The sequence below is a fragment of the Pseudomonas sp. NPDC090752 genome (assembly GCF_055584805.1).
The window spans coordinates 69,817-79,895 of the sequence record NZ_JBVJLI010000022.1 but is presented as its reverse complement, the minus strand read 5'-3'; the positions used below and the strand labels follow the sequence as shown (position 1 = coordinate 79,895).

At 60.4% G+C, this 10,079-nt stretch carries 9 protein-coding genes; all 9 read right to left on the bottom strand.

The genetic code is table 11. The annotated features are described in order from the left end of the window. Positions 1-202 precede the first annotated feature (202 nt). The 9 genes from msrQ to mrcB all read right to left on the bottom strand — a co-directional run bounded on the left by msrQ (position 203) and on the right by mrcB (position 10,062). Positions 203-814 carry a protein-methionine-sulfoxide reductase heme-binding subunit MsrQ gene (gene msrQ / locus ACZ6YA_RS23335; RefSeq protein ID WP_465899828.1) on the bottom strand — a complete coding sequence of 204 codons (612 nt, stop codon included), beginning with the start codon at positions 812-814 and terminating at the stop codon, positions 203-205. Continuing rightward, the gene (msrP, locus tag ACZ6YA_RS23330) at positions 814-1,827 is read right to left on the bottom strand and encodes a protein-methionine-sulfoxide reductase catalytic subunit MsrP (protein WP_465899826.1); all 1,014 of its coding nucleotides are present in this window, start codon (positions 1,825-1,827) and stop codon (positions 814-816) included. The genes msrQ and msrP overlap by 1 nt, the downstream gene beginning before the upstream one ends. A gap of 78 nt (positions 1,828-1,905) precedes the next feature. After that, a complete protein-coding gene (gene pssA / locus ACZ6YA_RS23325) occupies positions 1,906-2,757 on the bottom strand; it encodes a CDP-diacylglycerol--serine O-phosphatidyltransferase (protein ID WP_400798398.1) in 852 nt (283 codons plus the stop codon). Positions 2,758-2,906: 149 nt separating this feature from the next. Next, positions 2,907-3,923: a ketol-acid reductoisomerase gene (gene ilvC, locus ACZ6YA_RS23320; protein ID WP_465899824.1), complete on the bottom strand. Its 1,017-nt coding sequence runs from the start codon at positions 3,921-3,923 to the stop codon at positions 2,907-2,909. A gap of 55 nt (positions 3,924-3,978) precedes the next feature. Continuing rightward, a complete protein-coding gene (gene ilvN, locus ACZ6YA_RS23315; protein ID WP_003250040.1) occupies positions 3,979-4,470 on the bottom strand; it encodes an acetolactate synthase small subunit in 492 nt (163 codons plus the stop codon). A 1-nt stretch (position 4,471) separates the two neighbouring features. Further along, positions 4,472-6,196, bottom strand: coding sequence for an acetolactate synthase 3 large subunit (locus ACZ6YA_RS23310; RefSeq protein ID WP_465899822.1), 1,725 nt, complete (start codon positions 6,194-6,196; stop codon positions 4,472-4,474). 408 nt (positions 6,197-6,604) lie between these two features. Beyond that, a complete protein-coding gene (locus ACZ6YA_RS23305) occupies positions 6,605-6,937 on the bottom strand; it encodes a YqcC family protein (protein WP_465899820.1) in 333 nt (110 codons plus the stop codon). Then, the gene (locus ACZ6YA_RS23300; RefSeq protein ID WP_465899818.1) at positions 6,937-7,725 is read right to left on the bottom strand and encodes a tetratricopeptide repeat protein; all 789 of its coding nucleotides are present in this window, start codon (positions 7,723-7,725) and stop codon (positions 6,937-6,939) included. Before ACZ6YA_RS23300 ends, ACZ6YA_RS23305 begins: the two co-directional genes overlap by 1 nt. A 15-nt stretch (positions 7,726-7,740) precedes the next feature. Further along, positions 7,741-10,062, bottom strand: a complete 2,322-nt coding sequence (mrcB, locus tag ACZ6YA_RS23295; RefSeq protein WP_400798410.1) for a penicillin-binding protein 1B — start codon at positions 10,060-10,062, stop codon at positions 7,741-7,743. Positions 10,063-10,079: the final 17 nt, after the last annotated feature.

Genomic DNA, 10,079 nt, shown 5'->3' with positions numbered 1-10,079 from the left:
CGGGAGGCGAATTCTACAGCGTTTAGAAGCGCTGTCAACCACCTTTTCAACCGCTATCGATCAGACGATCGAAGCACTTTCAGCACCGCCAGAATTAAGTAACTCGTTGAATTTCAAGGAGTTTCTCGTTCCGTTGTCGCTGGAAGTGGGGCGCATTATAAGGGGATTTAAAAGTGCGTCAAGGCTTAATTTCATTAATGTTTCAAACCGCCCTCCTCCGCCCACCGATGACGCGCGGAATACGCCTGGCTATTGCCGGAACACGCAACCCTAGCAGCACGGCACCTATAAATGCATAGATCGCCCACTCCCTTAGGTCCGAGCGCACGATCCAAAGGAAGTGCAGCAAGCCCAAGCCCAGAATCACATACACCAGCTTGTGCAGCTTTTTCCAACGCGCGCCCAGTCGGCGCTGACTGTAGCGATTTGAAGTCACCGCCAACGCCAGCAAGCCAAGGAACGCCAGTGCACCCACAATAATATACGGCCGCTTGCGCAGCTCGACAGCAAACTGCCCCCAGTCCAGCCCCAGGATAAAGAACAGGTAGCAAAGGATGTGCAGCACTATATAAGCAAAGCTCCATAACCCCAGCTGCCGCCGTACCAGGATCCAGCCCGACCACCCCGTCAGTTTCTGCAGCGGCGTCATGCTCAGCGTGATCAAAAGGAAGATCAACGCCCCCAGCCCCAGCCGATCCATCAGGATTTTGCCCGGATCCGGCCCGAGCAGGCTCATCGCCGCTTCATACAGCCACCAGAGCGGAAACAGGCACCCCACTATAAAGATGGCCAGGCGAAACCAGGGGTAACGCATCAGTAGTTCTTCCGCAGGTCGAGGCCGGCATACAGCGACGCCACTTCATCGGCATAGCCATTGAACATTTGTGTCTGCCGCACATTTGGGCTGAACAGGCCGCTGGGCAATCGCCGCTCGCGCGCCTGGCTCCAGCGCGGGTGGTCGACCTCAGGGTTCACATTGGCATAGAAGCCATATTCATCGGGAGCCAGGCTCTCCCAGGTAGTGCGCGGCTGCTCGGCGACCAGGCTGATCCGCACGATTGACTTGATACTCTTGAACCCGTACTTCCACGGCACCACCAGACGCAGCGGCGCACCGTTCTGGTTGGGCAGCTCGCGCCCATACATGCCGACGGCCAGGATGGCGAGCGGGTTCATCGCTTCATCCAGGCGTAAACCTTCTTCGTAAGGCCATTTGATCAACGCGAAGCCCGAACGCTGCCCTGGCATATGCTGTGGATCTTGCAGAGTTTCGAAGCGCACATAACGGGCCTTTGAAGTCGGCTGGACGTGCTTGAGCACCTCGGCCAATGGAAAGCCCAACCAGGGAATGACCATCGACCAGGCTTCCACGCAACGCAGTCGATAGATCCGCTCTTCAAGCGCATAAGGCTTTACGAAGTCTTCCAGCGCGTAACGTCCGGGCTTGCCGACCTCGCCATCAACCACAACCGACCAGGGCTCGGTTTTCAGGCTGCCACCATTGGCTGCCGGGTCGCCCTTGTCAGGCCCGAATTCATAGAAGTTGTTGTAGTGAGTAGCATCCTTGAACGGCGTGATCGCCTCGTCCTTGACCGTCACAGCCTGCCAGCGCGTGCCGGCGACCTTGTCGCTGAACCAGGCAGGCGGCACACCGACCTCGACATCTGCGTAACGCGATGCCTCGGCCGCTCGCGCGGCAAACGGCACCGCGCCCAGGGCAAGGCCGGCGAGCGACCCACCTAGCAGGGTGCGACGGGAAAGATAGATGCCTTCGGGGGTGATCTCCGATGCCTTGCAGTCGGACGACCGGGGAAGCTTGATGAGCATGGCGGCTCCATAGCACTGGATGACGGATGTACCAGTAAGACTATGGAGCCTGAGGGTTATTCCAGCATTAAATCATTGTCACGCTTTGCGCCGACGGCCGCGCAGCAGGTACTGGATCGGCCCGGATGCCGCGTAGGCAAGGAAGATCAGCAGCAGGATGCGTGGCGGGTCGCTGAACACCACCGCGAACACCAATACCACGGCGAGGATCGCGACAAAGGGAACACGCCCCTTGAGGTCCAGCTCCTTGAAGCTGTTGTACTTGATGTTGCTGACCATCAGCATGCCGGCTGCGGCAACCAACAGCGCCACCAGGAACGACAGCTTGGAGCCCTGGATACCATAGTCACTGAAGGCCCATACGGTACCCGCGACCACACCCGCGGCAGCTGGGCTGGCCAAGCCGATGAAGTAGCGTTTGTCGGCAGTACCGACCTGGGTATTGAATCGCGCCAGGCGCAATGCAGCACCGGCCACATAGATGAAGGCGACCATCCAGCCGACCTTGCCCATGTCGCCCAGAGCCCAGCCGAAGGCCAGCAAGGCCGGAGCCACCCCGAAGGCGACCATGTCCGACAGCGAGTCGTACTCGGCACCGAAAGCGCTCTGGGTATTGGTCATGCGTGCGACACGGCCATCGAGGCCATCCAGCACCATGGCCACGAAAATGGCGATGGCGGCAAAGGCGAAGTACTTGCTCGCCTCGCGCGGGTCACCCGCACTCAGGGCGCTCTGTGCGCTCATCGAGTTGATGATGGAATAGAAACCGGCAAACAGGTTGGCGGTGGTAAACAGGTTGGGCAACAGATAGATGCCGCGGTGGCGCACCTTGCGCCCTTCGGCGTCATGCCCTTCTTCAACGTGCTCATCGACAGGTAGCAGGCTTTCGGCGTCGGAGGGCTTGTTCGGCTCTTCGGGACGTTCGCTCATGGAGGGTACCTTGCAACAGATGGAAAATGGTCGAAACGGGCCCGCGAAAACGGTTCTGACGGCAGGCCACTGGTCTGCTTTATACCAGATGCTGACCGCCAGAACGAAAAAACGCGGCCGAAGCCGCGTTTTTCATCATCCGATCAGACTTAGTTCTTGGTCTGGTCGACGATTTTGTTGGCCGAAATCCACGGCATCATCGAGCGCAGTTGCTCGCCGATGACTTCGATGCCGTGAGCCTTGTTGTTGCGGCGCTTGGCGGTCATCGATGGGTAGTTGGTGGCACCTTCGGAGATGAACATCTTCGCGTATTCGCCGTCCTGGATGCGCTTCAGAGCGTTGCGCATGGCCTTGCGGGATTCTTCGTTGATGACTTCCGGGCCGGTGACGTACTCGCCATATTCGGCGTTGTTGGAGATCGAGTAGTTCATGTTGGCGATGCCGCCTTCGTACATGAGGTCAACGATCAGCTTCAGTTCGTGCAGGCACTCGAAGTAGGCCATTTCTGGCGCGTAGCCCGCTTCGACCAGGGTTTCGAAACCGGCTTTGACCAGCTCGACAGTACCGCCGCACAGAACAGCCTGTTCACCGAACAGATCGGTTTCGGTCTCGTCCTTGAAGGTGGTTTCGATAATGCCGGTACGGCCGCCGCCAACGCCCGAAGCGTAGGACAGGGCGACGTTCTTGGCGTTGCCCGAGGCATCCTGGTAGATCGCGATGAGGTCAGGGATACCGCCGCCTTTGACGAACTCGGAACGCACGGTGTGGCCCGGGGCTTTCGGCGCGATCATGATCACGTCGAGGTCGGCACGTGGCTTGACCTGGTTGTAGTGGATCGAGAAGCCGTGGGAGAAGGCCAGGGTAGCGCCCTTCTTGATGTTCGGCTCGATCTCGTCCTTGTACAGCGCGCCCTGGAACTCGTCCGGGGTCAGGATCATCACCAGGTCGGCCGCAGCGACAGCGGTGGCAACGTCGGCAACTTTCAGGCCGTGGGCTTCTGCCTTGGCAACGGTGGCCGAACCTTTACGCAGACCGACGGTAACGTCTACACCGGAGTCTTTCAGGTTGCACGCCTGGGCGTGGCCCTGGGAACCGTAACCGATGATGGCGACTTTCTTACCCTGGATGATGGAAAGGTCGCAGTCTTTATCGTAGAAAACTTTCATGAAAATACCCCTGGTTATATCTCGGCCCCTGCGGAGCCATCGCTAATTTTTGAATTTAGATGCTGAGCACTTTGTCGCCACGGGCAATGCCGGTGACGCCGCTGCGCACGGTTTCGAGAATCGATGCAGTGCCGATGGCCTGGATGAAGCTGTCCAGTTTGTCGCTGGTACCGCTCAGTTGTACGGTGTACACGCTGGCGGTCACATCGACGATCTGGCCACGGAAAATATCCGTGGTGCGCTTGATCTCGGCACGCTGGGCACCGGTGGCCTTGACCTTGACCAGCATCAGTTCGCGCTCGATGTGAGCACTTTCCGACAGGTCGACAAGCTTGACCACTTCGACCAGCTTGTTGAGGTTCTTGGTGATCTGTTCGATCACTTCGTCATGGCCAACGGTGGTCAGCGTCAGACGCGACAGGGTCGGGTCTTCGGTCGGCGCCACGGTCAGGCTTTCAATGTTGTAGTTGCGCTGGGAAAACAGGCCGACCACACGGGACAGAGCACCGGGTTCGTTTTCCAGCAGCAGGGAAATGATGTGCCGCATATCAGGTACGCTCCGTCTTGCTCAGCCACATGTCACGCATCGAGCCATCCTTGATCTGCATCGGATAGACGTGCTCGGTGCGGTCGATCGCGATGTCGATGAATACCAGCCGGTCTTTCATCGCAAACGCTTCTTCCAGCTTCGGCTTGAGGTCCTTCAGGCTGGTGATGCGGATACCCACATGGCCATAGGCCTCGGCCAACTTGACGAAGTCAGGCAGCGACTCGACGTAGGAGTGCGAGTGGCGACCGTTGTAGGCCATGTCCTGCCACTGGCGGACCATGCCCAACACACCGTTGTTCATGTTGACGATCTTCACCGGCAGACCGTACTGCATGCAGGTGGACAGCTCCTGGATGTTCATCTGGATGCTGCCTTCGCCAGTCACGCAGGCCACATCCTGATCCGGGAAGTTGAGCTTGATGCCCATGGCCGCCGGGAAACCGAAGCCCATGGTGCCCAGGCCACCGGAGTTGATCCAGCGGTTCGGCTTGTTGAAGCGGTAGTACTGCGCCGCGAACATCTGGTGCTGACCGACGTCGGAGGTGACGAAGGCGTCGCCATGGGTCACTTCGCAGAGGGTCTCGATCACGGTCTGCGGCTTGATGACGCTGCCGTCGCCCTTGTTGTAGGGGAACAGGTCGCCGTCGCCACGCCACTCGTCAATCTGCTTCCACCAGGCTTCGGCCGCGGCCTTGTCTGGCTGCTCACCGATTTCCTTGAGGATACCGAGCATCTCGTTGAGCACGCTGTCGACCGGGCCGACGATAGGCACATCGGCCTTGATCATCTTGGAGATCGACGCCGGGTCGATGTCGATGTGGATGATCTTGGCGTTCGGGCAGAACTTGGCCGGGCCGTTGACCACGCGGTCATCGAAACGCGCACCGACGGCGAAGATCACGTCGGCATTGTGCATGGCCATGTTGGCGGTGTAGCTGCCGTGCATGCCGAGCATGCCGACGAACTGGCGGTCGGTCCCTGGGAAGCAGCCAAGGCCCATGAGGGTATTGGTGACCGGCAGGTTGAGCGACTTGGCGATTTCGGTGAGGGCTTCGGAGCCGCCGCCGAGGATCACGCCGCCACCGGCATAAACGATCGGACGCTTGGCCGCCAGCAGCATCTCGGCTGCCTTGCGGATCTGGCCGGAGTGGCCACGGACCGCCGGGCTGTAGGAGCGCAGCTTGACCTTCTTCGGATAGACGTACTCGAACTTCTCGGCCGGGTTGGTCATATCTTTTGGAATGTCGACCACGACCGGGCCTGGACGGCCGGATTGCGCCAGGTAGAAGGCTTTTTTCAGAACTTCAGGGATCTCGGTGGCATTCTTGATCATGAAGCTGTGCTTCACGATCGGCCGCGAGATACCGATCATGTCGGTTTCCTGGAAGGCATCGGTACCCACCATGGTGCTAGGCACCTGGCCGGACAAGATGACCATTGGAATCGAGTCCATGTAGGCGGTGGCAATACCGGTGATGGCATTGGTCGCGCCTGGGCCGGAGGTTACCAGCACCACACCGGCCTTGCCGGTGGCGCGGGCGTAGCCGTCCGCCATATGGGTTGCGGCCTGTTCGTGACGAACCAGGATGTGCTCGACTTCCGGTTCCTTGAACAGGGCGTCATAAACATGCAGGAGAGCACCACCAGGGTACCCGTAGATGTGCTTAACGCCTTCGTCACGCAAGAAGCGGACGACCATCTCAGCGCCAGATAAAAGCTCCACGTTGTTCACCTCTAAAACGCCAGAATACCGTCCCTAGTGGACGGGTCTTAATAGGTTTACTGCCAAGCAGAGCATGAGCGAACGTCAGCACTGACTGAGCAAGTATTGGGAGCGCCCCAGAGTGTTGCGGGGTTATCCCACCCAGCGCGAGGTAACGCGTTGCGGGGTGTAACAGGTCGGCGCGGGTGTGCACCTCATGATCTGCTTAGCGGGTCTGCTTCTGGCAGTCCCTCTACAGCGGAATCTGGATTCTTGTGATTTGGCAGCTACAAGTCAAGAAAAATTATTGCCAATTTTTCCTCAAGATGAATTCTTGCCACCACTAAAAACCTAGTCAGCAGCAGAATTAATACGTTTTACATAAAAAAGGGCCACAATCTGCGGCCCTTGATGGAAAAAGAGAAGAAATCAGGCGGAAGCAGCGATCAATTGATCAAACTCTGCTAGCAGCCGGCGCAGCTCGCGGCTTTGCTCCGGCCGGTCGACGAACACGGTCTCGGCCATCACCAGAATGCCGGAGGCGCTGGGTAGCGGATGCCCCAGCTCGATGATGATCTTCATGCGGGGCAGGAAGATCCACTGCAGCCACTGCTCGAAGCTCATGGTATCGACGGCAAACGGCACGGTGCTTTCCAGTGCTTCGTCGCTTGGCGGCTCGTCTTGCCACCAGCCCTGCACGATCAGTTCACGCTCGATGAGCAGCAGGTGGTCGGCGATATCCAGGATACGTTGCTCGATCATCACGAATTGACCCGCGCCTTTTGCCGAGCCAGTGCGGCACCCGCGCTATCGCCCTGCTTTTCCCGGGCCTGGGCGATGGTGTTCCACAGCTCGGCCTGCAGGTCGGGGCGACCGTTGGCGTAGGTCAGGGCACGGCGTGCCAGCTGCTCGGCTTGTGCGGCGTCACCTTGCGACAGCCGAACCTGGGCCAGGCGGAACAGCACTTGCGGCTCGCGCGGGGCGATGCGCTGGGCGCGCTCCAGGCTGGACGAGGCACCGTTGAAGTCACCACTGCCCTGTTGAGATTGGGCAGTGGTCAGCAGCGCCAGCACCGGACCATCGAGCTGCTCGTCAGCCGACAGGCCGCCGGCTGCCGCACCGCTGCGCGGAATGCCGGTGGGTGCGCTGGTCGCGGCCGGGGCATTGCTCATCGAAGCGATGTCGAAGGGTTCGTCGGCGATCGGGTTGGGATTGGTCGTCATCGGTGCCGAGGTGACCGGCCCAGTCGTGATCGGTGTGGTACTGATTGGCGCCGCACCGTTACCCGCAGGGAACGCCTGGATGCCCGTGGCACCCGCACCTTGCGGAATCATCACGGTCACGCCCGAATCTTCGGGCAGCGACTGCGCCTGCGAAGTGCCGTTGCTCATGCCGGCCGCCGATCGGTTGGCGGCCACGCGCTCGCTGTTGGACACGCGCGTGCTCGAATCGACCACCGGGATGTTGCCACGCTGAACGCTGGAGCAACCCTGGAGCACCACCAGTGCCGTCACGGCAGGAAACAACCACTTATTCACTTCACACCTCATCAATGCTGCCAGGGCTTAATTCATCCAGCCTTTGACCCAGTCCATGACCGATTCTGCCGGATTCTGCTCGCCGCCACAGGTTGCGCCGGCGGGCGGTTCGCTCCCGCGAATATACGGCATCTGCACCGCTCCCGGACAGCTTCCGTCGGAACCTTGCCCGCTATATGGGTCGATCCAGGCTTGCACGACGTTGTCCGGTTGCGGCATGTCCAGTGGCAGCGGATCGGCCTTCTTCATGAAGCTGGTCCATACCTGCAGGGCGCCGGTGGCACCGGTGAACGGGGTCTTGCCGTTGTCGTCACGGCCCATCCACACCACGGCCAGCAGGTCCTGGCTGAAGCCGGAGAACCAGCTGTCACGCGAGTCGTTACTGGTGCCGGTCTTGCCCGCCAGGGTCAGCGAGCTGGGCAGCACGTTGTACACCGAGCGGCCAGTACCTTCGCGCATCACGCGCTGCATGGCGTTCTGCACCAGGTAAATAGACCCCGGGTCGAAGGTCTGCTGGATCTGGAACGGGTAACGTTTGAGCGGCTCGCCTTCGGCGGTGAGCACGCTGCGGATGCCGCGCATCGGCGTGTTGAAGCCACCATTGGCGATGGTCTGGTACATGGTCGCCACTTGCATCGGCGACATGCCTCCAGCCCCCAACAGCATCGCCGGGAAGGCTGGCCAATCGACGTTCACACCCAGCCGACCGATGGTCTTGATGACATTGGGCACGCCCACTTCAAGGCCCAACTTGGCCGTCGACAGGTTGTAAGAGTTGGCCAGGCCCTGGTACAGGTAAATAGTGCCATGCGGGCGGCGGTCGTAGTTCTGTGGGCGCCACACTTGACCGTTGGCACCTTTGACCGAGAATGGTTCGTCTTGTACCCAACTGGTCAGGGTGTACTTGCTCGGCTGCTCCAGCGCGGTCAGGTAGACGGCCGGTTTGACCAGCGAGCCGATTGGCCGCACGGCGTCGATGGCACGGTTGAAGCCGGCAAAGCCGGACTGACGGCTGCCGATCAGCGCCTGCACCTCCCCGGTTTCCGGGTTGGTCACGACCATGGCCGACTCGACTGCGTCGGAACCTTTGCGTCCTGCCAGACGCTTGAACGTCTCGTTCATCGAGGTTTCGGCCTTCATCTGCAGGATCGGGTCGAAACTGGTGAAGATGCGCAGGCCTTCTTCGGTCAAGTCTTCATCACGGTAGTCCTGGCGCAGCTGCCGCTTGACCAGGTCGAGGAAGGCCGGGAACGAGCTGTCGGCCAGGCTGCCACGCTTGGTCACGCCCAACGGCATCTTCTTCGCCGCATCGACCGCTTCCTGGCTGGCCACGCCCTGCTCGGCCACCAGGTCCAGAACAAGGTTACGCCGCGCCAATGCGCGCTCGGGGTAGCGCCGCGGGTTGTAGTAGGACGGCCCTTTGACCATGCCCACCAGCAAGGCGATCTGGTGCAGCTTCAGCTCCGCCAGCGGCTGGCTGAAGAAGAACTGGCTGGCCAGGCCGAAGCCATGCACCGCGCGCTGGCCATCCTGGCCGACGAACACTTCGTTGAGGTAGGCCTCGAGGATTTCGCGCTTGTCGTAGTGCATTTCCAAAAGCACGGCCATCATCGCTTCGGTCGCCTTGCGGCTGAGGCTGCGCTCGCTGGTCAGGTAGAAGTTCTTTACCAACTGCTGGGTCAAAGTACTGCCGCCCTGGCGCATTGAGCCGGCCGAGGTATTGACCCACATCGCACGGGCGATGGACTTGGGCGACACACCGAAGTGGCTGTAGAAGTCGCGGTCTTCCGTGGCCACCAGGGTTTCGAGCAGGTACGGCGGCACCTGGTCGATCTTGATCAGGATGCGGTCTTCGAGGTTCTTCGGGTAGATACCGCCAATCATCAACGGTTCGAGACGCACCACATCGAGCTTGCCGTTGTTGGCGCCGGACAACCCCGCGACGTAATCGCCAGAGAAGCGCACCCGCACGAACTGCGCAGGCTCCATGCCCTCGTAGAACTGGAAGCCGCGGGTGTTCAGGTCGACGGTATTGCCGTTGACGGCCGCAGCGCCCGGGCCATTGGCCGCACTCTCACGCCGGTAGCCAAGCGCGTCGAGTTCGGTGAGGAAGTCGTTTTTACTCAGTTTCTGGCCGACGAACAGCTCCAGCGGCCGAGCGTACACCTTGGCCGGGATGGTCCAGCGCTTGCCGGAGAACTTCTCCTGGACGATGGCATCGAGGTAAACCGCGAAGCCGGCGACGATCACCAGGCCAACCAGGCTGAGCTTCAAAGCCCAGCCCAGCCAGGCGCGCGAGCGGCCGGTCGGGCGTTTCTGAGGGGTACGGGAATTTCGGGTTCGAGTCATGGCGGCGGATTATACGC